At 36.3% G+C, this 25,150-nt stretch carries 23 protein-coding genes; 2 read left to right on the plus strand and 21 right to left on the minus strand.

The window, feature by feature from the left end; genetic code table 11:
• Positions 1–8: 8 nt before the first annotated feature.
• The 4 genes from BCR21_RS11250 to BCR21_RS11265 form a co-directional block, all read right to left on the minus strand.
• Positions 9–608, minus strand: coding sequence for a DUF624 domain-containing protein (locus BCR21_RS11250; protein ID WP_069646559.1), 600 nt, complete (start codon positions 606–608; stop codon positions 9–11).
• A 10-nt stretch (positions 609–618) separates the two neighbouring features.
• Positions 619–1,509: a carbohydrate ABC transporter permease gene (locus BCR21_RS11255; RefSeq protein ID WP_139125654.1), complete on the minus strand. Its 891-nt coding sequence runs from the start codon at positions 1,507–1,509 to the stop codon at positions 619–621.
• Positions 1,510–1,521: 12 nt separating this feature from the next.
• Positions 1,522–2,430, minus strand: coding sequence for a carbohydrate ABC transporter permease (locus BCR21_RS11260; protein WP_069646818.1), 909 nt, complete (start codon positions 2,428–2,430; stop codon positions 1,522–1,524).
• A gap of 99 nt (positions 2,431–2,529) precedes the next feature.
• Entirely contained in the window at positions 2,530–3,816 is a 1,287-nt protein-coding gene (locus tag BCR21_RS11265; protein ID WP_069646560.1) for an ABC transporter substrate-binding protein, read from the minus strand.
• 245 nt (positions 3,817–4,061) lie between these two features.
• Here BCR21_RS11265 and BCR21_RS11270 point away from each other — a divergent pair, with 245 nt between their 5' ends.
• Positions 4,062–4,952 carry an ArsR/SmtB family transcription factor gene (locus BCR21_RS11270; RefSeq protein WP_069646561.1) on the plus strand — a complete coding sequence of 297 codons (891 nt, stop codon included), beginning with the start codon at positions 4,062–4,064 and terminating at the stop codon, positions 4,950–4,952.
• A gap of 75 nt (positions 4,953–5,027) precedes the next feature.
• Here the strand turns inward: BCR21_RS11270 and BCR21_RS17205 are convergent, their stop codons facing one another.
• From BCR21_RS17205 to arfA, 8 genes are all read right to left on the minus strand, one after another.
• A complete protein-coding gene (locus tag BCR21_RS17205) occupies positions 5,028–5,264 on the minus strand; it encodes a DUF6171 family protein (RefSeq protein ID WP_069646562.1) in 237 nt (78 codons plus the stop codon).
• Between the two features lie 3 nt (positions 5,265–5,267).
• Positions 5,268–6,707 carry an alpha-N-arabinofuranosidase gene (locus tag BCR21_RS11280; RefSeq protein ID WP_069646563.1) on the minus strand — a complete coding sequence of 480 codons (1,440 nt, stop codon included), beginning with the start codon at positions 6,705–6,707 and terminating at the stop codon, positions 5,268–5,270.
• Positions 6,708–6,730: 23 nt separating this feature from the next.
• Positions 6,731–8,335: a glycoside hydrolase family 43 protein gene (locus BCR21_RS11285; protein WP_069646564.1), complete on the minus strand. Its 1,605-nt coding sequence runs from the start codon at positions 8,333–8,335 to the stop codon at positions 6,731–6,733.
• Positions 8,336–8,380: 45 nt separating this feature from the next.
• A complete protein-coding gene (locus tag BCR21_RS11290) occupies positions 8,381–8,815 on the minus strand; it encodes a DUF4064 domain-containing protein (RefSeq protein WP_069646565.1) in 435 nt (144 codons plus the stop codon).
• Positions 8,816–8,827: 12 nt separating this feature from the next.
• Positions 8,828–9,673, minus strand: a complete 846-nt coding sequence (locus BCR21_RS11295) for a carbohydrate ABC transporter permease (protein ID WP_069646566.1) — start codon at positions 9,671–9,673, stop codon at positions 8,828–8,830.
• A gap of 12 nt (positions 9,674–9,685) precedes the next feature.
• On the minus strand, positions 9,686–10,564 hold the full coding sequence (locus tag BCR21_RS11300; RefSeq protein ID WP_069646567.1) for a carbohydrate ABC transporter permease: 879 nt from the start codon (positions 10,562–10,564) through the stop codon (positions 9,686–9,688).
• 127 nt (positions 10,565–10,691) lie between these two features.
• Positions 10,692–11,933 (minus strand): extracellular solute-binding protein, encoded by a 1,242-nt coding sequence (locus BCR21_RS11305; RefSeq protein WP_069646568.1) that lies wholly within the window; start codon positions 11,931–11,933, stop codon positions 10,692–10,694.
• Positions 11,934–11,948: 15 nt separating this feature from the next.
• Positions 11,949–13,442 (minus strand): arabinosylfuranosidase ArfA, encoded by a 1,494-nt coding sequence (arfA, locus tag BCR21_RS11310; protein WP_069646569.1) that lies wholly within the window; start codon positions 13,440–13,442, stop codon positions 11,949–11,951.
• A gap of 201 nt (positions 13,443–13,643) precedes the next feature.
• Between arfA and BCR21_RS11315 the strand changes: the two genes are divergently transcribed.
• On the plus strand, positions 13,644–14,534 hold the full coding sequence (locus tag BCR21_RS11315; RefSeq protein ID WP_069646570.1) for an ArsR/SmtB family transcription factor: 891 nt from the start codon (positions 13,644–13,646) through the stop codon (positions 14,532–14,534).
• 60 nt (positions 14,535–14,594) lie between these two features.
• Here BCR21_RS11315 and scrK read toward each other — a convergent pair whose 3' ends face one another.
• The 9 genes from scrK to BCR21_RS11360 all read right to left on the minus strand — a co-directional run bounded on the left by scrK (position 14,595) and on the right by BCR21_RS11360 (position 25,050).
• Positions 14,595–15,470 (minus strand): fructokinase ScrK, encoded by an 876-nt coding sequence (scrK, locus tag BCR21_RS11320; RefSeq protein ID WP_069646571.1) that lies wholly within the window; start codon positions 15,468–15,470, stop codon positions 14,595–14,597.
• A gap of 29 nt (positions 15,471–15,499) precedes the next feature.
• Positions 15,500–16,540: an aldose epimerase family protein gene (locus BCR21_RS11325; protein ID WP_069646819.1), complete on the minus strand. Its 1,041-nt coding sequence runs from the start codon at positions 16,538–16,540 to the stop codon at positions 15,500–15,502.
• Positions 16,541–16,728: 188 nt separating this feature from the next.
• Positions 16,729–19,359 (minus strand): HAD-IC family P-type ATPase, encoded by a 2,631-nt coding sequence (locus BCR21_RS11330; protein WP_069646572.1) that lies wholly within the window; start codon positions 19,357–19,359, stop codon positions 16,729–16,731.
• A gap of 194 nt (positions 19,360–19,553) precedes the next feature.
• Positions 19,554–19,823 (minus strand): type B 50S ribosomal protein L31, encoded by a 270-nt coding sequence (locus tag BCR21_RS11335; protein ID WP_069646573.1) that lies wholly within the window; start codon positions 19,821–19,823, stop codon positions 19,554–19,556.
• Between the two features lie 98 nt (positions 19,824–19,921).
• The gene (gene rho, locus BCR21_RS11340) at positions 19,922–21,214 is read right to left on the minus strand and encodes a transcription termination factor Rho (protein WP_069646574.1); all 1,293 of its coding nucleotides are present in this window, start codon (positions 21,212–21,214) and stop codon (positions 19,922–19,924) included.
• Positions 21,211–22,491 (minus strand): UDP-N-acetylglucosamine 1-carboxyvinyltransferase, encoded by a 1,281-nt coding sequence (locus BCR21_RS11345; RefSeq protein WP_069646575.1) that lies wholly within the window; start codon positions 22,489–22,491, stop codon positions 21,211–21,213. Before BCR21_RS11345 ends, rho begins: the two co-directional genes overlap by 4 nt.
• 254 nt (positions 22,492–22,745) lie before the next feature.
• Positions 22,746–23,612 carry a class II fructose-bisphosphate aldolase gene (locus BCR21_RS11350; protein WP_069646576.1) on the minus strand — a complete coding sequence of 289 codons (867 nt, stop codon included), beginning with the start codon at positions 23,610–23,612 and terminating at the stop codon, positions 22,746–22,748.
• Positions 23,613–23,827: 215 nt separating this feature from the next.
• The gene (locus BCR21_RS11355; protein ID WP_069646577.1) at positions 23,828–24,277 is read right to left on the minus strand and encodes a hypothetical protein; all 450 of its coding nucleotides are present in this window, start codon (positions 24,275–24,277) and stop codon (positions 23,828–23,830) included.
• Positions 24,277–25,050: a MurR/RpiR family transcriptional regulator gene (locus BCR21_RS11360; protein ID WP_069646578.1), complete on the minus strand. Its 774-nt coding sequence runs from the start codon at positions 25,048–25,050 to the stop codon at positions 24,277–24,279. Before BCR21_RS11360 ends, BCR21_RS11355 begins: the two co-directional genes overlap by 1 nt.
• Positions 25,051–25,150 lie beyond the last annotated feature (100 nt).

The raw sequence follows: 25,150 nt of genomic DNA on the forward strand, positions 1-25,150 counted from the left end.
TACCTCCTTCAATTTCGCCTTATGTGAATGAACATTTTCTTTTTGCAACTTATTTTATAGATTCCTATTGCCGAGATGATCGGTGTAAAAAAAACAGTGACTGGCAATAGAAACACTAGAAAACCATTGATTAAAACTAGTACTAGAATGAGCATATCTAAAAGAAAATTTGTACATAAACTGAGCACTGTTGCTTTGAATAACTCAACGAAGTTTAATCCCTTTGTTATACCATCGATAAAAGTCATATTTATAAAAAGTAACCCCACTATCAAACTAGTTACAATCAACCCAACAACGATTGGTTTATCATCCGAAAATAGAGTAGATAATAGTGAAAAATCAAAATAGATCACACTGAAACTAAGCAAAAACAAGCCGGAAATAAGGATTCTGCGAATGAACTTTTCTTTGAATTTAGTAAAAAACAGATGCAGGATAATACCAGTTTCCCCTTTATGCCATTGATCCACCACATAAATCATTGAAACAGATGCCCCGTAAATAGTAATCAACGGAAATGAACAAATCAGCCACAATAACCCTAACAATAGGTAATCCGTAATCACCATCATTGCGCCATAAAATCGACTATTGATCAGTTTCATTTTCTTCCCCCTATTCTTTCATTCCAGACATCGCCGTGCTTTGAACAAAGTACTTTTGAGCAAACATGTAAATGATCAGCAGCGGCAACATCGAAATAACTGTTCCCGCCATAACTGGGCCATAAAAGGAAATATTTTGTCCAGTAAATAAGGCCAAACCAGCTGGTAGCGTTCTCATCTTAGAGCTGCTTGTTAAAATAAGTGGATACAATAAATCATTCCAACTATTCATCAAGGTAAAAATCGCCAGGGACAACATTGTTGGTTTGCTTAACGGCAACATTATCTTTAAAAATATTTTAAATTCATTGAGTCCATCCACCCGAGCGGCTTCTTCTAGATCCTTTGGTAATGTTACAAAAAATGATCGCATCATGAATATTCCAAATGCACTCGTCATTTTTGGAATGATCAACCCAGCGTACGTATCAAGCAGGCCTAATTTATTGATTTCAATAAACAACGGAATCATAAAGACTTGAAAAGGGATCATCATTGTTAGTAACACAAAATAGAAGAAAACTGATTTTCCTTTGAAATTCATTCTGGCAAATGCATAGCCAGCTAGTGAGTCAAAGAAAACTGACGTCAACACAACTCCGCCTGAAAATATAACGGTATTTTTGATATAGTCTAGTAAAGGAATCGTTGACCACACTTTAATATAGTTTTCAAAGGTATACTTATCCGCAAGAATTTTAGGTGGAAAAGAGATAATATCTTTTTCATATTTAAATGATGAAATAACTAACCAAATAAAAGGAAAGGCAATAATCACTAAAATGATCGTCATTGCGATTTTAGTAAAAATAGAGGTTTTATCCTTTTTCTTCAGCGACCTTTTGTCTTTATTTGCAGGACTTCTATCAAGTGTTGCTGAATGCTCTACAAGTTCTGTCATTTTTTTCATCTCCTATTTCATTTGGCGTTCTTTTCTTGTCATGTAAACATTAGCTGTAATAGCAATAACTGCCACTAATACAAACAACACGGAAGATAATGAGGAAGCATAACCTAACTCATACGGTGCAGAAAATCCTCGGCTGTAGATATATTGTACGGCTGTTTCTGTTTTAAACTGTGGACCACCGCCTGTTGCTACATAAACTTGGTCAAAGACTTGCATTGAACCAATCAAATTAGTCAAAATACAAAAGCCTAATGAAGGCACGATTTGCGGCAACGTAATATTAAAAAATTGCTCTTTTTTAGTTGCCCCATCCATTTCAGCCGATTCATATAATGAAGGTGAAATCCCTTGAATGCTTGTTAAGAGAATCGTCATAGTCACTCCAAAGTTTTTCCAAACCGTCATAAAAGCGACTGTAGGCATTGCAAGCGTTGGATCTCTAAAAAATTGAGGGATCGGCATGCCTAGTTGAGAAAGTACGTAAGGAATCGCACCAATATTTGGATCTAACAGCATTGAAAAAATAATGGCAATCGATGTCAACGAACAAATAACGGGAATATAAAAAGTTGATCGACAAAAACGATTAAATCTTGTGTTTTTAGATAATAAAACTGCAAATAGCAAGCCTACAATAATCTGAGCCGGTGTTTCTAGTAACGTAAAATACAATGTATGGATCAACGATCGAACCGCTCGTTCATCTTGAAATACCCGGAGAAAATTGTCAAAACCAGTAAACGTAGTATTCGTAAAGAATATATTGATTTTAAAGAAACTGAGTGCAAATGTCCCAATCAACGGAATCACTGTAAAAAACAGCAAAACCAAAATTGATGGTGCGAGAAAAAGATACCCCGCTCGACTTGGTTTATTCCAATAAGTTGAAAGTGATGTCCTATAGTTCTTCATCTGTTTTCCATCCCCTTTTTTGCGAGTATGTAGTGAAACAATCAAGCGAAAACACACTCATTTTTTACTCTTTAATGAGTGTGTTTTCATCCGTCTTACTTATTTGTTAGTTAACATGTCATTGATTGCTTTGTCAGCGTCTTTCATTAGTTTTTCAGGATCATCACCAGCTAATAATTTTTCGATCAATGGATTCATAATATCGTTGTTGATCGAAGGTAGTTGATCGAATCCCGGTAAGAATGGTTTAGCAAATTCTATTTGTTTCCCTAGTTCTGAGACAATTGGATCTGCTTTGACTTCAGCGTCTTCACTAACGGATTTCAAGTATGGCGGAAAGCCATTTTCAATACTCCATTTCTTACCAATTTCTGTTGTATTCCAATATTTAATAAATTCATAGATAGCTTCTTTTTTCGAATCATCTGTGCTGGCTGGAATACCAAATCCTACACCATCTAAAATTGCATGTTCATTTTTTCCAGCAATAAGTTGTGGAATCGTTGTGACACCATAATTGATTTCATTTTTCTTCAAGCCATTGTTTAACCATGGACCATTTAACTCGATTGCTAATTGCCCAGCGTTCATCAAATTATCCATTTCAGCACCAGAAATGGATTCTGGACCAGTTTTATCCGTATGAATCATTGTTTGGATTTTTTTCAGTACTTCTAACGTTTCAGGTGAGGCAAATTCCGACTTTGTATAATCATCGTTCACTAATTTCCCACCATTCGCTAAAACCCAGTTATACAATGGTGCGGTACCATCTTTGTTAAAAACAAACCCAGAAACATTTTTAGACGCATCTGTTAATTTTGGTGCCATTTCAGTTAGCTCATCCCAAGTTTTCGGTGGTTTATTTTCATCTAAGCCAGCAGCTTTAAATAAATCTTTGTTCCAATAGGTATACATCCCTTGAACTTGCATTGGAATATAATATTGTTGTTCATCCACTGTTCCTAATTCCAAAGCAGTTTTTGTGAAATCAGATTTGTCGACTCCTTTGTAGTCCCAAAAATCATCTAATGGTTGAACGGCACCATTCTTAACATATTGAGCAAAGTCTCCATAATTCAGCAACATAAAATCAGGGCCTGTCTTAGAAGAAATCGCAGGTGGAAGCTTTTCATTTAAGTTCGCCCAAGTCATGACATCCATTTCAATTGTGATACCTTTATCATTTTTCTTATTGAAATCGTTAACAATACTTTGTAGTATCTCTCCATCAGATGCTGTAAAACCATTCCAAAAGGTCAATTTTGTTTTGCCGTCAGCTGACTCAGAAGCTTTTTTTTCATTGCCTCCTCCGCAAGCACTTAACAATAATAGACTGCAACCTAACACAAGTGACGCTCCTAAAATTTTCTTCCATGCTTTCATCTTTTTTCTCTCCCTAGTTAATTTAGTAGTAAAATCTTAGCCAAAATCATTAACCAAAACCTGATTAAACCTCCTTCATTTCATTTACAACTAAATAATATACCTAATTGCAAACGCTGTCAATAACAATTATACGAATTATATTATAAATTAAAACCATCGATTAACATTTATATTAAACGTTTACAAAATATACCTCAGATGATACGATGGACGTAAATAAAACTATGAATAGGTGGGAGCATATGCAACTAGATATTTCAGATCAATCTTTATTAACCTATGAAGCTTTAGCAAGTTCAGTAAGACTACATATCATTCGGCTACTATCGGAGAAAAAAATGAACAACAAGGAATTAGCTAAAGAACTGAACTTAAGCAGCGCTATCGTGACAATGCACATCAATAAGCTTGAAGAAGCCCATTTGATCAGAACAGAACGAGTTGGTCAGCAAAAAATTTCTAGTTTAAAAGTCGACACTATCGAAATCAGTTTTCCAGAAAAAATCTTTCATGCATTTGATACCTATGAAACGTCGATTCCTGTTGGTTTATATACAAACTACCAAGTCAAACCAACATGTGGCTTAGCTACAGAAACGCACCGTATTGGTATTTTTGATGAGCCAAAATATTTTATGGCCCCAGAAAGAATGAACGCTAAAATATTATGGTTTACCGAAGGCTTTGTTGAATATCAGATTACTAATTTTCTGCAAGCTGAAGACACGCTAGAAATGTTGGAAATTTCTTTTGAGATTTCTTCTGAATTTCCTTTTGCAAATAATGAATGGCCGTCTGATATCACGTTCACTTTAAATGATATTGAATTAGGCACTTGGACTAGTCCAGGGGATTTCTACGATGCTAGAGGGAAATTAACACCTGATTGGTGGGAAGATCATCTCAATCAATATGGTTTACTTAAAACGATCCGAATTACGCATCACGGAACAAATGTGGACAGCAATATTTTATCAGACGTTACGATAGCCGATATTAAAAGTGAAATGGATACGTGGAAATTGAAAATCGAAGTGAAAGAGGATGCAGATAATATGGGCGGCTGCACATTATTTGGCCGTGAGTTTGGTAATCACGATCAAGATATCAAAGTAAAAATGTATTACCGCTAAACACTAAACAAGCTGAAAAATGATGTCTCAATCATTTTTCAGCTTGTTCCTTTTAGTCAATCGATTCGTCTTCTGTCACCAATGACCAACTGGACATTTTTTAACTGCTAAACTAGCTCGAAATTCAAAAAAACAACCGCATTTGGAACAAGTGTGAGCAACTCTAAAAGGACATGTCTCACACAACTTTATTCGTTTTATTTTGACTTGTTCTTTGACGACATTTGTTTCAAGAAGTAACTGTTCCTCAATCAACTGTTGTACATCTAAATTAGTGGTAGATTCTTTGATTTCACAACCAATACAACTCATCAGCTACTCAACTACAATCGAAACAACAGACATCGGCGGAATTATCACGTTAAGCGTTCCATTGAGTATAGAAAGTTCCTTGAATGGCTTAATCGAAATCGTTTCTGGGTGAGTGAAATCATTGTGCGCATCCATTGATTCTGCTGTAATATAGTTTGCATCAACCAGTGTTAAATCATTATCTCCATCAAAAGAAAGTTCTTTCGATGCTGTTAATGAAAAATGACAGATAGAAATCGTCACTTTCTCCTCTTTTTTAGAAATTGTATAAGAGATTGTATCATTTTCATCTCCATAACTATCGATCAATTCCCCATCTTGATGATTTTTATACAAATCAAACACATGATAAGTAGGTGTCTTGACCATTTGCTCTCCGTCTGTTAATAACATTGCTTGGAGCACATTGACAGTTTGTGCGATATTAGCCATGTGCACTCGGTCAGCATGTTTATGGAAAATATTCAATGTTACTGCTGCAACCATTGCATCTCTGATAGTATTTTGCTGATAAAGAAATCCGGGATTGGTCCCTGGCTCTACCGACAACCACGAACCCCATTCGTCAACGATCAAACCAATTCGTTTGTCAGGATCATATTTATCCATAATCGTGCTATGTTTAGTGATCAATTCATCCATCTTTTGCGCACTAGCAATCAACGACCACCATTGTTCTTCTGGAAAATTCAGTGCTGGACCTTTGTCTTCCCAAGCCCCTGTTAAAGCATAATGATGCAAACTGATTCCGTCCATAAACGGTGCAGCACTATTCATTACCTGCTCCATCCAATTGTAATCATCAATATTAGGACCACAAGCAATTTTATAGATTTTGTCTTTGCCATATTGTCTGACGTAGGTTTGATAGCGACGATACAAATCAGCATAATATTCAGGACGCATATTTCCACCACAGCCCCAGCTTTCATTTCCTACACCGAAAAATGCTACTTTCCACGGATCTACCTTATGGTTTTCTTTTCTTAAATTGGCCATAGGTGATTCACCATTCATCGTCATGTATTCGACCCATTCCTGCATTTCTTGAACCGTGCCACTTCCCACATTGCCATTAATATATGCTTCACAGCCTAATTGTGAGACCAACTCAAAAAATTCATGTGTGCCAAAATGATTGTTTTCAGTCAAACCGCCCCAATGTGTATTGACCATTTTTTTTCTTTTTTCTTTGGGACCAATTCCATCTTTCCAGTGATATTCATCAGCAAAGCACCCACCCGGCCAACGTAAAACGGGTACACAAATATTTTTTAAGGCATCAACGACATCCGTCCTGATACCGTTCTTATTTGGAATAGGCGAATTTTCTCCTACCCAAATTCCCTCATAAATACAGCGTCCTAAATGCTCTGCAAAATGACCATAAATATATTTACTGATTTTAGTGCCTGATTTATTGGGTGTCATAATAATTTTCATCTATCTCATCCTTTGTATTTTACTCATTTTTTGCTACCCCAAATCGTTTCATTGTTATTGCCAATTGCTGAAAAAGTCACAACGATCTCAGCATTTGCTGCTTCATTATTTTGTTTGGTCAAAATACCTGTATAGGTTACTCCATTAATGACGAAATCAATACCAGATCTTGCTGTAGTTTGCTTCCAAGTTCCGTTAACAGCACCTTTTATTTTTCCATCAACAGTTAATTGAATCGTCTTTGTTGGTAAAGTAGTCGTACCGTTATCTGTTCCATGTTGAATAAACTGATAAGTTCCAGTAATTTCAGACGAAGCAACCGTTCTAGATTCACCTTTACGATATTCGTAAGGTGTAGCAACTGGCCAACCAGCTTCATTCATATACATCGTATGAATCCTCACTTCATGATTTTCCATTCCTGTATTGAATCTAGTATGAAACGCTAAATACCATTGACCATTTTGACTGATGATCGCTGAATTATGCCCTTGAGCTTTATAGGCAGTCTGCATTTGTTCAAACTGATAATTCCCCATCACTTTTACACCATAATCACTATTGATCGAGTCTTTATCAAATAGTGGCGTATTTCCCTTTACATCAACATATGGACCATCAGGATTTTTAGAACGGAACAAGCGCATATTGTAGCCGCCGTCGGCAAATAACCCGCCGTAGGTTTCAAACAAATAATAATACCCCACTGAACGATCATATACGATGAAAGGACCTTCACCAGATTGATGGTACCCACCTGCTAATTTCACGCCAAAATAACGATCGATCGGTTGACCAGATGTTTTAACAGAATCTTTGCCAGGGTAAATCGGGTTGCCTGTTTTTTGATCGATCTCTAACAGAAATATACCACCTGACCAAGAGCCATATGTCATCCATAATTTACCGCTTTGATCATGAAAAAGAGCTGGATCGATCGCATTTGGCGCATAGTTAGTATTATAAGTTAGGCCATTATCTTTGCGCCAATTTTGACTAAATCCAGAGACTTTACCGTTTTTAATTAACTGGCTGACGTTGGTATTTTGATAATTGGTATTTCGAGTACTGCCATCGGTGGAATCTTTTTCAGTAAACCCGGAATAAACAATCGTATTGCCATAAGAGTATGGTCCTTCAATTGTTTTAGAAACAGCATATCCTATACACGAACGACGCCATGTTGAAGACGTCGAATAATAGTACATATAAGCACCTTTTTCACCATTCGACCATTCATATTTCTCGTTCCAAATCACATCCGGTGCCCAAATTGCATAACCGCCTTTTGAATTTCCATCGTCATAACCAGCCCAATTGAATGACTCTTTCAAATTTTCTTTTAAATTTCCTAACATTAGATTATTGCTAGGATTTTCATACTCAGTTGTAAAAGGAACGTTCCAAGTTTGAAAATCAGTTGTTTTTGCTTGAGCTAAATGACTACCAAAAATATAAAATGTTTCCTTACCATCTTTGATAACAGAAGTAATTGATGGATCGTGGACAGATACTCTATTAGCTGTATGCGTTTGCCACTCTTGTGCTTTTGCTTCACTCACGTTCCAACCTCCTAAAACAAACCCGCTCAATACAGAAAAAAGAACACCGATCATCCATTTTTTCATTTCATTTCCTTCTTTCATTTTTAGTCAATACCTGGTTTTTCACTATTATTCGCTTACTCGTATAAAATTCGTGTCTGTTTGTTGCATTATCATACGAATTGCTTTGTTTTTTGAACAATACAAAACACTTGCAACTAAATAGAAAACAAGTCCAATCAAGTCAAACGATAACAATTGAATCCCTGTCACGAACCATAACCAAATCATCACCTTTCTATCAATCTGATTCGCTTTTAAGCTTTTAGCCACGAAAAGATTAATGATCCCCACTCCTAACGTAAATAGCCCAAAGATCATTATGACTTTGGTAATAGAATCTACCATCGTACTATTTACATAGTTCAACTGACGATTTTTTTCTAAAGCTTCAATTCCTGTTTTTTTAAACCAAGAAGAATAACCAAGAATCGTGAAACTAGCTGTAACAATATTCCAAATTCCACCACAGTACAATAAGATTTTCTCTGTATTTCTTTTCATTCAAGCTGTCACCTAGCCCTTCACACCTGCATTTAAATTCATAGACTGTACAAAATACTTTTGAGCAAATAAAAACAGTAGCATCGTCGGAATAATCGCTAAAAATGCTGAACCCATCAGTTGCCCGATCATGCGATAATTCCCATAAATATCCTGTAATAGCAGTAATCCTGCGGTAATCGGCATTTTTTCAACATCACTATAAACAATTACCGGCCATAAAAAATCATTCCAAGAACCCGTGAAAGAAAAGAGCCCTGTCACAATCAATACAGGTTTGATCATCGGCAAAATGATACGAGAATAAATCGTAAATTCACCTGCTCCATCGACCCGTGCAGACTCATCAAATTCTTTTGGAATCCCTTTCATGAATTGTCGAACTAAAAAAATATTTCCCATTCCAGCAAGACCAGGAATAATCATCGCTAAAGGCGAATTGACCCAACCAAACGTCTCGATGATTTTATAAGAAGGAATCAGATTCACAACCCCTGGAAACATTGAGATTCCTAGTAGCAAAAAAAATAGCTGATCTCGATATTTAAATCGCAGTCTAGAATATCCGTAAGCAGTCAAAGAAACAACCATCACCACTAAAATCGTATGGCTGACAGCAATAAAAAGTGAATTGACTAACCATTGTAGAATCGGTGCGGTGGATGTATTTTCTAAAATCGCTATGTAGTTATCAACGATCCAATCCACTGGCAATAAACGAAAACCAGAAGAAACTACCTCGCTTTGAGAACGAAACGACGTCATCAACCCAAAAATGATCGGTACGATCCAGATCACACAAAGAACGCTTAAAAATATATAGGCAAGCCATTTGCTAATTGCTCCATTTTTTTTCATTCCTTGTTCCTCCTAATCCGTATTTTTGTTCATGACATAATATTGGAAACCAGAAATAACTAAAATAATCAGTCCTAAAAGTACAGCCATCGCAGAAGCCATACCAGCAATCGATTCCCCATGTCCAAATGCAAGCGTTCGAATATACATCATCAAGACATGCGTGCTTTGTTTCGGACCTCCTTTTGTCATCATCAACGGTTGCGCAAATACATTAAAACAGCCAGCTGTCGTCATCACTAACGTATAAATCAACGGAAATTTGATCGAAGGCAAGGTAATATTCAAAAATTTTCGAAAAGAACTAGCACCATCGATCTCAGCAGATTCATACAAATCTGGAGAAATCCCGGCAATTGCCGCTCGATAAATAATCATATTTCCCCCAATCCCGCCCCATAAACTAACAATAATAACCAAAAACCACGCAAAAGGTTGCTGAGATGCCCACGAAATATTCAAACCAAATAAATTATTCGCAATTCCCAACTTAGAATGAAACATCAACGACCAAATCAACGCTGCAGCTGAAATCGAAACAAGTCCAGGGATATACAGAATCCCTTGAAACACGCTTTTAAATCGAATTTTTTTATTTTCTAAAGCAACAGAAATCAGTAAAGGAATGACAATTAACAAGGGGACCATCAAAACAACATACAGCAACGTATTTTTCAGTCCATTTGTAAATTGAAAATGGAAGGTCGATGAACGATCGAATAAAAGTGTTTTGTAGTTATCTAACCCAACCCACTGCGGTTCACCAATCAAATTCCATTTTGTAAATGATGCATAAATACCGTAAACTGTTGGCAGACAAATAAAAACAATGAATAATAACAAATGTGGCCCTATATATAAGATTGGCTTTAGATTTGCCTTTTTCTTCATAGTAAAAATACTCCTTTCTTGGAGAAAAGATCAAAAAGCAACTCTTAAAAAATATTAATCTATCAAGAGCTGCTTTTTTCTACATAGTTTGGCACAAGTTTTTAATCAGTCTATTTATTGTTTACTTTTATCCGCCGTTGTCTCCTTCTGCGATTTTATCTTCTACAAATTTCTGCATAGTCGCCAAGCCTTCTTCAATACTAGTATCGCCATAAATAATATCCAACCCATACGTATCAAGCGCCTCTTGGATATAAGGATAATACTCATAAGTGAAAATATGCAGCGAATCTAATTCTTTTTCATTTGAAGTAAAGTAAGACTGTTTATAATCCTTAAACTCTGGGCTCTCAACTACTTCTTTACTCGCTACGATTTGTCCCGCTTTAGCCCATTCAATCGAATTCTCACGAACATATTCTAAAAATTCTGCGACGCCTTTTTCTTTTTCATCTGTTCTCGCTTCATTTTTAAGCATAGAAAACATATGAGAGGATGCCCGATTTGTAAATTTGTCAGGTGAATAGGCATAGATATTGGTTACACCATAATTTAAACCATCCACTTCATCATGGGCCGTCGATGTCCAAGTCCCATCAGTTGAAAACAATACATTCCCTGATTGAAACATTAAGTATCCATCTTCTCCGTTCGGTGTCATAAGTCCAGCTTCTACAATTTTTTTGATTGATTCAAGTGCTTGTTTCATTTCAGGAGTATTCACTGCTGGTTGGCCATCTTTTTGAATATCACCATTTAAATTAATCACTTCGGCTAAAATTACCCAAGAAAGCAAGGCATTATTTACTAGATAGTCCCCTTCGTCTAGCTTGCCTTTTAAGGACATCATTTCATCAAAGGTTACGACATCGTCATCTAAAAAATGTTCGACACCATATTTTTTTAATAGATCTTTGTTATAATACATCGCACTCGAGTGGATATCTAAAGGCACAGTGTATTGAACATTTTCTACTTCTCCAGCAGACCAAGCTTGAGGTAGGTAGTTAGACTCTTTGATTTCCTTTTTGTCTTTTAGGACTTTAGTCATTGGCTCTAACATATCCGCTTTAACAAAACCAGGTACACGATCTGCGTGAATCAATGTTAAATCTGGAACATCTTTTTTTGAATTCAATACGGTATAAATTTTTGTATACATATCCGATGTGACCACTGACTTCACAGGAAATTCTGGCTCTGTTTTATTATAAGCTTTGACCATATTATCCATATAAGCCCCGTCGTCCCCTGTTAAAGGGTTCCAAAAAACGATTGTATTCGGGTCTTCTTTTTTTCCGCAACCAGCTAGCAATAAGCTAGCTGATAACGTGATAATGCTTAAACGAATCCATTTCTTTAAATTCATCTTAATGCCTCCCTTTTATAATTCACAACGAATCATATTCCATGAAAGTGGCGCAAGTTCGATCGATAGACCTCCATCGGTTACTTCATAACGGTCAGAGTATTTTGGTTTGACCCGTTCTTTGTCAGCTGTATTGGTTTCTTTGATGTCAAAATCTGTCATCTCTGTAAACTCAATGATTTTCTTAATCGCAAAATCTGTTGTTTCAACGGAGAATTTCATCGTTTCTTTGCCTCTGTTTACAGCAAAGATAATGACTTCATTTTTTTCTTTATTTAAAACTGCAATCGTTTCTAAATATGGTACAGCATCAAAGTCTTTCGTTTTATATGTTGGTGCATCAATAATTGGAGTCAAAACAGTTCCGCGTCCATAATTCGATACATGCATAAATGGATAAAAAATGGTTTGTCGCCATGCTTTTCCTTCAGCTTCTGTCATGATTGGTGCAATAACATTGACTAATTGAGCAAGACAGGCAATTTTTACTCGATCAGAATGCTTTAACAATGTAATAAGTAAACAACCTAATAATAACGCATCTTCAAAATTATAATGATCTTCTAATAAGGGCGGCGCTACTTGCCAAGGTTTTACTTGTTCATCGTGCTCATTCGAGTGATACCAAATGTTCCACTCGTCAAACGATAGATTAATTTGCTTTTTGCTATGCTTTTTCGCTTTTACTGAATCACATATGGCAACAACACCTTGAATAAATTCCTCCATATCCAGTGAACGAGCAAGATAATTTTCCAAATCATCATCTGGATTACCGTAATATTGGTGGAGTGACAAGTAGTCGATTTGGTCATATGCATGATCCAAAACAGTTAATTCCCAGTCACCAAAAGTCGGCATGTGACTACTGGAACTGCCACACAAAACAAGCTCGATCGAGTCGTCTACCAATTTCATTGCTTTTCCAGCTTCTTCAGCCAAACGTCCATACTCATCAGCAGTTTTGTGCCCAATTTGCCATGGTCCATCCATTTCATTACCTAAGCACCACGTTTTGATTCCAAAAGGTTTCTCTTGTCCATGTTGTTTACGCTGTTCACTCCAATAGGTACCGCCTTCAAAATTACAATATTCTACAAGATTTCTTGCCTCATCGATCCCTCTTGTTCCCAGATTAACAGCCATATTGATTTGGGAATCAATTAATTCAATCCAGTTAGCAAATTCATGCATCCCTACTTCATTTGTTTCTAAAGAACGCCAAGCTAAATCAAGTCTTTTAGGCCGCTGTTCTTTCGGTCCAACACCATCTTCCCAGTTATAACCAGAAAGAAAGTTTCCTCCTGGATAACGAATCAAAGGAATATTCAACTCTTTCACTAATTCGATGACATCCTGACGAAATCCCTGTTCATTTGCACTGGGATGTCCGGGCTGATAGATTCCTTCATAAACTGCCCTTCCCATATGTTCAATAAAAGAACCATAGATACGTGGATCAATTTCAGAAATCTCAAATCTCTTCGAAATTATTAATTTGCTTTCCATTTAATCACCTCACTATTTATTTACAAACAAATAATAATTCATTTTGAAATCGCTGTCAACAATATTATTGTTAATTATAACTATAAATAACACTTAATAACTTAATAAATATGTTAATAATAAGTAATGATAAGTTTACCTGTTTACACGTATTAGCGTATATGTTAATATATATATAAATATATAATGGTGGTGGTTACTATGCAACTGGAGATTTCTGAAGAAGCATTACCCGTTTATGAAGCACTGGCTAGTTCTGTCCGTATCAGGATCATCAAACTACTCGCCAAACAAAAAATGAATATCAAAGAAATTGCACACGAGCTCGGATTAAGTAGTGCAATCGTCACTATGCATATAAAAAAACTAGAAGATGCGAATATCATCAAAACTGAAAAAATAGGCCAACAAAAGATTTCAAGCCTACGCGTCGATAATATTGAAATTCACTTTCCTGAAAAAATCTTTAATGCATTTGATACATTAGAAACAACGATTCCTGTTGGTCATTATACGAATTACTCGGTTGAACCAACTTGTGGGCTAGCAACGGGGACTCATTTTATTGGAAAAGTGGACGAACCTAAATATTTTATGGATCCTAGCCGAATGGAAGCTCAAATTTTGTGGTTTACTAAAGGCTATTTAGAATATCAAACACCTAATTTTTTGACTTCAGATCAAAAATTAGAAATGATCGAACTTTCTATGGAGATTTCTTCTGAGTTTCCTTTTTCTAATGACAATTGGCCTTCTGATATCACTTTTTCTTTGAATGGTATTGAGCTCGGAACATGGACAAGTCCAGGTGACTTTGCGGACATACGGGGCAAGTATACTCCAGATTGGTATCCTGATAATCTTAATCAATATGGCTTGCTAAAAACGATTCGCATCATGAATCATGGTACCTATATGGAAGGTGAGCCGCTTTCCGCTGTGAAATTATCTGATATTGATGAACGAACAGATACTTGGCAATTACGCATTGAGGTCAAAAACGATGCTGAAAATATCGGAGGTTGCACATTATTTGGTAAGGATTTTGGAAATTATAATCAAGATATCAAAGTAAAAATGTACTATAGTTAAGCATAAAAATCAGTCGATAAAAAAGCAATCAGGACTTGGAAACGATCCTGATTGCTTTTTTTATGAATTTTCCAGTTCTTTTTTAGCTAATGCTAAACACCCAATCGTTCCTGGATCATCCTCTAACTTAGGTGTCACAAGATAATCTTTTAATGGTGGTGTTTTCACGTAACCGTTGATCAGCTTTTCAAATTCACGATGGACTTTAACTAACATGTGGCGTTGCTTCATTACTCCCCCACCAAAAATTATTACATCTGGCGCAAGCATTAACGTGGTATTATAAGCTGCTTGTGCAATATAATATGCTTCGATATCCCAAATTAAATCTTCTTCTGATAGATCCTGCCCTTTTTTTCCAGCTCTTTTTTCAATCGCAGGACCTGCTGCCATACCTTCTAAGCAATCGCTATGAAATGGACAACTCCCTTTAAATTTGTCATTTGAATGTCTTTTTACGATCATATGACCCATTTCTGGATGACTGAACCCTTCAACAAAATGACCATCTTGGATAGCACCAGCGCCAACACCTGTGCCAATCGTATAATAAACACAGCTGGAAGAACCCTTGCCATTTCCAGAAACATATTCTCCGTAAGCTGCAGCATTTACATCTGTTGTAAATGCGATAGGAAGATCAAATTCTTTTTTCATCGCCCCAACAAAATCATAATCCTGCCAAGCTAATTTAGGTGTCGAGGTAATATGTCCATAAGTTGGTGAATCTTTATGGATATCAATTGGTCCAAAAGAGCCAATGCCAATCGCTTTTAAGTTGTATTTTTTGAAAAAACCAATCACTAGAGCCATTGTTTCTTCTGGTGTAGTAGTGGGAAAACTAACTCTTTCAATAATTTTTAACTCGTCATTTCCGACGCCACACACAAATTTTGTACCGCCAGCTTCAATGCTACCTAATAATTTTTCCGTCATTCATACCACTCCCGCATGATTATTTTTGATCAATTGATTTTGTAAATTGTTCGACTTTGATAAATTGTCTCTGGATATAAAATAATATCGCCAAATCCATCGAATTCAACAGCTCCTGGACTGACTTGCGTTTCTAATGTTAGTCCACCATGATTGACTAATTTCTCCCCTCGAACCTCTGGACCCATTTCTCCAAATTGTGCTGTGAAAATAACCACTGCCGGTCGATCAGTATACATCTCAACAGAAAGATCTTTTTTGGGTGCAGTAATAATTGCTTGGGGCTGATCAAAACCCGTACGATTTAATATAAATGGATGATCCAAACCATCGACCAAGTTATTTTGCTCATAACGTGTCTCAAATACTTGATTCATACTCTTTGATTCTCTAAAATCAAAAGGTGTCTCATCAACTGAGCGTAATTCACCTGTAACAGTTGTATCACTGTCGACTACTGCAAATCGGTCAGCATCTACAAATAATTCATGCTCACCAACTGATTGTGTGACATCCCCTGTCAAATTAAAATAAACATGATTTGTTGGGTTATATAACGTTGGTTGATCTGTTTCAGCTTGATAGTCAATAATCCATTCATTTGCGTTTGTTAAGGAGTAGATTACACGAGCTTTTAATTCTCCTGGAAAACCATGTTCTCCATCAGGACTCATATAAGAAAATATAACAGAAACTTGATTACTTTTTTCTTCTATTTCCGCTTCCCAGATTTTTGCCTCAAAACTTTCCGGCCCTCCATGCAGGGTATGACCATTTTCAGGAGATACTGGTAATTGGTACTTGTGATTATCAATTGAAAATGAACCATCTTTGATTCTTCCAGCAACACGACCAATCGTTGCGCCAAAATACATGTCTTTAGACAGATATTCCTCTGCAGTGTCAAATCCCAATATAATATTCCGCTTTTCTCCGTTAACTGGCACGATCAAATCAACGATTCTAGCTCCTAGGTTCGTGACATTCATTGTCAACCCATTGTCGTTCGTAAGCGAATACAAAATAGCATTTTCTCCAAATTTTTGATTACTGATTTTCAATACTTTCATCTCTCTTCCGTTTGAAATCGATTGTTCAATTGAATAAGCTAACACTATTTTATCATTTTTTGCAGCATTTTTTTCTCTAAACTTCAATTTAGGCTACTTTTGTTTATATTTACAATTTTTTTGTCAAGTTGCACTTAACAAAAACGAGGTATTCCGTTTTTTCTAAACAGAATACCTCCATAATTTTTTTAATTTTTTTTCAGGTTTCGAGTAATTAGTTTTTCAAGTTCTACGACTACAAATACAACAAGCCCTGAAAGTAATGCTAATTTGATATATGGCCAACCTATAGCTGCTGTCCCTAGTGCTAGATGCATGATTGGCGTGTAAATCAACAATGCTTGTAAAATAATTAAAACGAGCAGAGATAACCATAATACTTTATTTGAGAGGATACTTTTATTGATCGAAAACTTATAAATTTCCCGACAATTGATCATATAAAAAACTTGACCAAACACGATGGTTGTTATCAATGTCGTTTGCATAACAGCTTCAGAAGCATTGCGCCCTTCTAAAAATCCATTAACTAAAAAACCTAAGGCTGCTAATAAGAGTGACACATAGACGATACGGAAAACAGCATATCGATCTAAAATATTTTCCTTAGGATTACGAGGTGGTTTATCCATTCCATTTTTTGCTAACGGTTCAAACCCTAAAGCAAATGACAATGTAATTGTCGTCACCATATTCAGCCACAAAATTTGTACAGAAGTTAAAGGTAACGGTCTATCTAACAATAAGGAAACTACCACTAATAACCCTTGTGCAAATGCCGTTGGTAAAGAAAAATAAATTGTTTTTTTCAAGTTTTCGTAAACTCGTCTACCTTCTTTGATCGCTAAGGTGATAGTCGCAAAATTATCATCTGCCAAAACCATATCCGCTGCGTCTTTAGTCACTTCAGTTCCTTTGATTCCCATAGCAATACCAATATCCGCTTGTTTAAGAGCTGGTGCATCATTGACACCATCCCCAGTCATTCCGACGATTTGCCCATTTTTTTGGATTGCATGAACTAAGCGCAGTTTATGCTCTGGTGTCGTTCTAGCATAAACATCATTTGTTAAGACCACTTTCGCCAATTCATCATCACTTAGTTGTTCAATATCTTTTCCTACCAATGCATTTTCATAATTCTCAAGCCCAATTTCTTTGGCAATTGCTACCGCAGTATCCTTATGATCCCCAGTAATCATTTTTACTGAAACACCTGCTTTGCGACTGATACGAACTGCTTCAATTGCTTCTTTTTTTGGCGGATCGATAATTCCAAATAAACCTGCAAGTACCATCCCATTTTGCAAATCTTCATGCGCAAGTGTTGTCTGTTCTTTCGTTACTTCTTTAAATGCAGCAGCTAAAATCCTTTGACCTTTAGTTGCTTGTTGGCTGATTTTTTGTTGCCAATAAGGTTCATTAAACCTTTCCGATTTTTCATCTGAAAGTTGATATTCAACCATATTTAATAAAACATCTGGTGCTCCTTTTAAATAAACATAACGCTTATCTTGAATTTCGACTAATGTCGCCATGTATTTATAAGATGAATCAAAAGGAATCTTGCTGATATCATGTTCTTCTTCCACAAGAGCTGTATGATTTGCCCAATCAAGTAACGCACCTTCTGTAGGATTCCCGATCACTTCTCGTACACCATTTTTATATGTGATTTTTGTATCATTACAATACAAAGCAATTTCCGCCATTTTTCTTAAATTTTCATCTATTTCGACTTGGCGAATAGAATCTGATTCTGCATCATTTGTTGTTGTATCGATTGTTTCTTTTGACGTGACTAGTGCTACAACTTCCATCTCATTTTTTGTTAGAGTTCCTGTTTTATCCGAGCAAATCACGCCCATACTCCCCAACGTTTCAACAGCTGGCATTTTCTTGATAATAGCATGCTGACGTGCCATTCGTGTTACCCCGACGGACAAAATAATGGACAAAACAGCTGGCAATCCTTCTGGAACAGCCGAAACAGCTAAAGCAATCATAGAAGATAGTAATTCACTTGCCGATAATTCTCGGAAAAACAAACTAAACAAAACTAGAAAAATGATCAAGCCCATTAAAAACAGAAAAATCTGTTTATTTAATTGTTTCATTTTTTTGATCAAAGGTGTTTCATTACTTCCCACACTTTTCAAATGCTGATTGATCTTACCAATCTCGGTTTGATCCCCGATTTGTACAACGATCCCAATACCTGCGCCACTATTGACCAATGTACCAGAATACGCCATATTTGTATGATCGCCCAGATCCGCTTCTTCATCAAGTGTAAGCGTACTTTTCTCAACAGGCGTTGATTCACCAGTTAAAATGGCTTCATCGATTACTAAATTGTATGCTTCGAGCACTCTAAGGTCTGCTGGAACAATATCTCCTGGATTTAAATAGACAATATCTCCAGGTACTAAAGATTCAGCTTTAACAGTTTCTTTTTCACCATCTACTAAAACGACTGCATCTGAGCTCATCATTGATGAAAGACTTTCCAAAGAATCTGTCGCTTTTGCTTCTTGAACATAACCAATAACTGCATTGATGATCACCACAAACAATATAATTGCCATATCAATAAAATCACCACTGATGCCTTTTAATACAGCCGATACAAGCAGCACATAAATCAATAAATCGTGAAAATGATGAAAAAACTTTTGTAATTTACTTACTTCTTTTTCTTTTGAAAGAATGTTACTACCTTCTTCTTGCTTCTCTTTTCTTTGCGTTCTATCGAGCCCATTTGAACCAGAATGTAATGCTGTTAGCACTTGTTCTGGTGTCATTTTATACCATATCATAACGACTCCTCCTCAATAGTTCCTCAATACTTTATTAAAGTGTACAAAATTAGAGACGTAATTCATAACAAAAAGCCTTTGAGAAGAACAAAAATTACTTTTTCTTTAATTCTTAATTTCCCAATTTTCAATCTAGACAAAAAATAAGACCGAACTCATAAATGAGTTCGGTCTTATAAACATTGCTGTTTGAATTAAGCTTCTGGATTGGCGTTGGTATCTTTGATACCATACTTTTTGTTGAAACGGTCCACACGTCCGTCTGCTTGTGTGAATTTTTGACGTCCAGTGTAAAATGGATGAGAGTCAGATGTAACTTCGACACGGATTACTGGGTAAGTATTTCCGTCTTCCCACTCAGCTGTTTCATCAGAGTGCTTAGTAGAACCTGATAAAAATTTAAAGCCTGTAGTTGAGTCCATAAAAATAACTGGATGATATTCTGGATGGATATCTTGTTTCATAGTCTTTTCGCTCCTTTGCCCTGATCCATTTGCTGCATCAGAGTTTATTTGTCGATATACAACAGTACTATAATAGCATGATTCGTTTATCGATGCAATTATCTTTTAATATTTTTTTTCGCTTGTCTACCAAAAGAAACATCGTGAAAATCTTCAAAGAATTTTTGATTGTTTTTTGTTTTACGTAAAAATTTAACGAATTGCTCCGTATATTCTAAAGAATCGCCAGTCATATGATTGCGCAATTTCCACGTCTCTTCTAATTGTTCAGATGACATTAGCAAATCTTCTTTACGCGTACCTGATTTTTTGATGTCGATTGCAGGGAAAATACGGCGATCGGCTAAATCACGCGACAAGTGCAGCTCCATATTTCCTGTTCCTTTGAATTCTTCAAAGATAACGTCGTCCATTCGACTTCCAGTATCCACTAACGCTGTAGCAAGAATCGTTAAACTCCCACCTTCTTCAATATTTCTAGCTGCACCAAAGAAACGTTTTGGTTTGTAGAACGCCGCAGGATCGATCCCACCGCTCAACGTACGTCCACTTGCTGGTATCACCAAGTTATACGCACGTGCTAAACGAGTGATACTATCCATCAAAATCACGACATCACGTTTATCTTCAACTAAGCGCATCGCACGCTCTAAGACTAATTCAGAAACACGTGTATGGTTTTGAGGTTGTTGATCAAAGGTTGAAGAAACAACGTCGCCTTTAACGCTACGTTCTAAATCGGTAACCTCTTCTGGTCGCTCATCGATCAATAGTAAAATTAATTCTACGTCTGGATAATTTTCTGAGATACCATTTGCAATTTCTTTTAATACGCTTGTCTTCCCAGCTTTAGGAGGTGCCACAATTAGACCACGCTGACCAAAACCAACAGGAGAAAAAATATCGATCATTCGCGTTGACAATCTACCTGAAGTTGTTTCTAATTTGATTTGTTTGTCGGGGTAAAGTGGTGTTAATGCTGGGAAATGTGGACGTTCTTTTGCTTCTTCTGGATCTTTCCCATTGACACTTTCAACATGCATTAAACCATAATAACGTTCTGATTCTTTTGGAGGGCGTGCTTTTCCAGCAACTTTATCACCATTTCGTAAACCAAATCGGCGAATTTGAGAAGAGGATATATAGATATCTTCTGCACTAGGTCCATAATTGATTGGTCGCAAAAAACCATAGCCGTCCTGAGAAACAATATCCAAAATTCCTTCCATGAAGAAAAAACCTTGTTTCTCAGCTTGTGCTCTGATAACAGCTAAAGATAACTCTTTTTTATTCATTTGACTATAATAAGGGATCTTGAACTCTTTAGCATAAGAATAAATATCCTTTAATGTACTATTTTCAAGCTCCGCCATCGTTAAATAGTCACTCATTTAGCCACCTCGATTTCTTCTTCAGTTTCAATCATTTGGATATCAGCACCAAGTGCAGTTAATTTTTCAATGATGTGGTCATAGCCACGTAAAATGTATTCCACATTATAAATCGTTGTTGTGCCAGTCGCCATCAATCCCGCTATTACTAAGCAAGCACCGGCTCTAAGATCTGAAGCTACAACTTCTGCACCATGTAATTGTGTAGGACCATTAATAATGATCATGTTGCCTTCGATCGAAGCATCCGCACCCATTCGCACGAGCTCTGGGATATGCTTAGTCCGTTGTGCATAGATACTATCAATAACCTCACCTGTCCCTTTAGCTTTTAACATCAAAGGAGTGATCGGTTGTTGCAAATCTGTCGCAAAACCTGGATAAGGATAGGTTTTTACTGTAGTCATTTTCAAATCATGAGACGGATGTACTTCGATCATATCTTCTTCGATTGTCATCTTTACGCCCATTTCTTGTAATTTGGCAATAAAACTTTCTAGATGTTCATAAATCACATTACGAACTTTTACCCCTTCACCCATTGCTGCAGCTAAAGCTAAATACGTTCCAGCTTCAATTCGGTCAGGAATGATCGAATGACGGCAACCATGTAATTTTTCAACGCCTTCGATTCTAATAATATCTGTTCCAGCACCTCGAATGTTTGCACCCATATTATTCAATAACGTTGCAACATCAATAATTTCTGGTTCACGAGCCGCATTTTCGATAATTGTTTTACCTTCTGCTTTAACAGCAGCTAACATTACGTTGATCGTAGCGCCAATCGAAACCATATCCATAAAGATTCTAGTTCCATGAAGTCCGTCTTTCGTTCTTAAATACATTGCACCATGCTCATTTGTTACATCGGCGCCTAGCGCTTCAAATCCTTTGATATGAAGATCGATTGGACGAGGGCCCAAATAACAGCCACCAGGAAGTCCAACAACACCTTCACCAAATTTACCAAGTAATGAGCCCATAAAGTAATAAGATGCACGAAGACTATTGATTTTACCTTTAGGCATTGGAACAGAAACGATTTCTGTTGGATCAATGACTAGTGTATTGTCAGTAAAGGTTGTTTTAGCACCCATAATTTCTAAAATTTCTATTAATGAATGAACATCTTGAATATCAGGCACACCATCTAATGTCACTGGTGAATCAGCTAAGATAGCCGCTGGAATCAATGCTACTGCACTGTTTTTTGCACCGCTGATACATACTTCTCCTGTTAATGGACGATTGCCATTGATTACAATTTTTTTCATTTAATATTCTCACCTATCTATAGTAAAACAAATAGTTTTATTTTTTTGTAATATACCCAAACTATTCTAACACATTAAGGAACAATAAAAAAGCCAACAGCCATTTGCATTTGGTTATTTTTCTCCAATTACTTGATTTCTAATTAGTTTTTGAACATTTTGAACGAAAATCGATAGGTTAACATTCTTTTAAAAAAAAAAACTGAAACAACAGCGAACCTGTTGTTTCAGTTTAAATTACTTGTAGAAATTAATTATGCTTTATTAGCAGAACCGAACCATTCGATGCGTTGTTCTACTAATTCAGTAACAGCTTTTGTTCCTGGTGCTAATAATTTACGAGGGTCAAAACCTTTACCTTCAAGATCTTTGCCTTCTTCGATGTATTTACGTGTTGCAGCTGCAAATACTTCTTGACACTCAGTGTTCACGTTGATTTTAGAAACGCCCATTGAGATTGCTTTTTGAACTTGTTCTAAAGGAATACCTGACCCACCGTGCAATACTAATGGAATGTCACCAACAGCGTCAGCGATTTCTTGTAAGTGGTCAAATGCTAATCCAGTCCAGTTGTCTGGATATGAACCGTGGATGTTACCGATTCCGCAAGCTAGGTAATCAATACCAGTTGCAACCATTTGTACACATTCTTGAACATCAGCTAATTCGCCAGAACCAATGATTCCGTCTTCTTCGCCGCCGATTGAACCAACTTCACATTCTACAGAAACACCTTTAGCGTGTGCTTTAGCAACAACGTCTTTTGCTTTTTCGATGTTTTCTTCGAATGGTAAGTGAGATCCATCAAACATAACTGAAGTGTAGCCAATTTCGATACATTCTAATGCATCTTCATATTCACCATGATCTAAGTGAAGAGCTACAGGTACAGTAATACCCATTGAATCGATCAAGTCTTTCACTAAGTCATAACATACTTGGTATCCGCCCATGTATTTAGCAGCACCCATAGAAGTTTGGATCAATACTGGTGCTTGTTTCGCTTCAGCACCTGCAAGGATCGCTTTTGTCCATTCTAGGTTGTTTGTGTTGAATCCGCCAACACCGTAACCGTTTTTACGAGCTGCTTTAAGAAATTCTGTTCCTGATACTAATGGCATAATAAAATTCCTCCTAAGTTTTAAAAAAACTTTATTTGTTAAGGATATCCTTAACCAACAGTTATATTTTAGCAGACTTTTTAGTACTTTTCTACTAAAATTGACTTTTTCAGAAAACTTTTGTCCAGAGTTTCACAAAAGTGTAGACACTTACTGCTTTTTGTCCAAAAAAAGAGTGAGACAACAGATTATTTGCGCCCACACTCTTCATAATATTATAACGATGATCGAACCCAAAGAATTAAAATAGTTAGTAAACCGACAAACCCCATTAAACCATAAACCGTCCATTGCACTTGTTTTGGCAATACAACTACTTCTTTGGCATCTAATAAACTTCGATAAAATAGTAAACATATAATGAATCCAGGGATGTTAACTGACAATAATTGCTGAACCATATTGAATTTTAAATAAAACCCTAATAAAGAATGCCGACAATCACTTGAATTATTCATAATATACAGACCAAATAGTTGAAAAAACAGTAACAAAACAACAATACTTGTTAAGGTCAAACTAGGGATGCTCGTAAAAACAGTCCCAACTGAAACTTGTTTAACTGTTGCCAAAGTCAAAATATATACACCAAACAACAGAGGAACCATCAGCCAATAACCAAATAATACCCGCTTTATTTTAGTTGGATGCAACAATAAAGTCATCAAATCCCCTCCTCAAATTCTTTATTTAAATAAGTAACATATTTTCGATAAACCAAGTCCATCAATACACTTAACCCTACCAAAGACTGGGCTATATGCTCTTTCCCAGAAACCGTAAATGGTGTTGAATAATAAAAATAGGCATATTGCGCATGTTCTGCAAAAAAATTATGGGAGAAAGTAGTGAGCGCAACCACTGGGATCTTTCGAGCATTCAAGGATAAAATATTTTCCTTGATCTCATCCGTTTCGCCACTTAAAGAGACAAATAAAACGATATCTTCTTTAGTGATCATTGACATGCTGATATCAAGTTCTGTTTTAACTGGGATTATAATAGAACGTTTATCGCAAATCATCAACATCTTGGAAAATTCTTCGATCACTTTTCTTTGTGAGTAACCTGTCGCGTAACAATAAACGGTATTGGCTTTTTGAATTGCTTTATTCAATGCAGTGAAATCCGTTTGTTGCGCCAATTTGACTGTATTTTCAATGTCTTTTGTTTGTAACTCGATTAAATCTGTCCCTGTCGTACCAATATTATTTTGCTTAGACTGCCGCATAAAATACTTAAACTCTGAATAGCCAGAAAAACCCAACTTTTTTGCCAAACGTAAAATCGATGATTTGGAACTATGAACCTTTTCACCTAATTCAACAATGCTTAGACGCATAATATCTTGTTCATTTTCTAAAATATAGCCTAAAATAGCCCAATCCATTTCACTTAATTGTTTTTGGTGTTTTTGCATCAATGTTTCTAAATTCATAACTGATCCCTCTTCCCCTTAGTGTTCTTCCCTTAGTATAAAGGATGAAAAAACAAAACGATACTAAGGGAATTTACTAAGGAAAACTACCTTGAAACAG

Origin of the sequence: Enterococcus ureasiticus (genome assembly GCF_001730285.1) — a bacterium.
Classification (GTDB): Bacteria; Bacillota; Bacilli; order Lactobacillales; family Enterococcaceae; genus Enterococcus_L; species Enterococcus_L ureasiticus.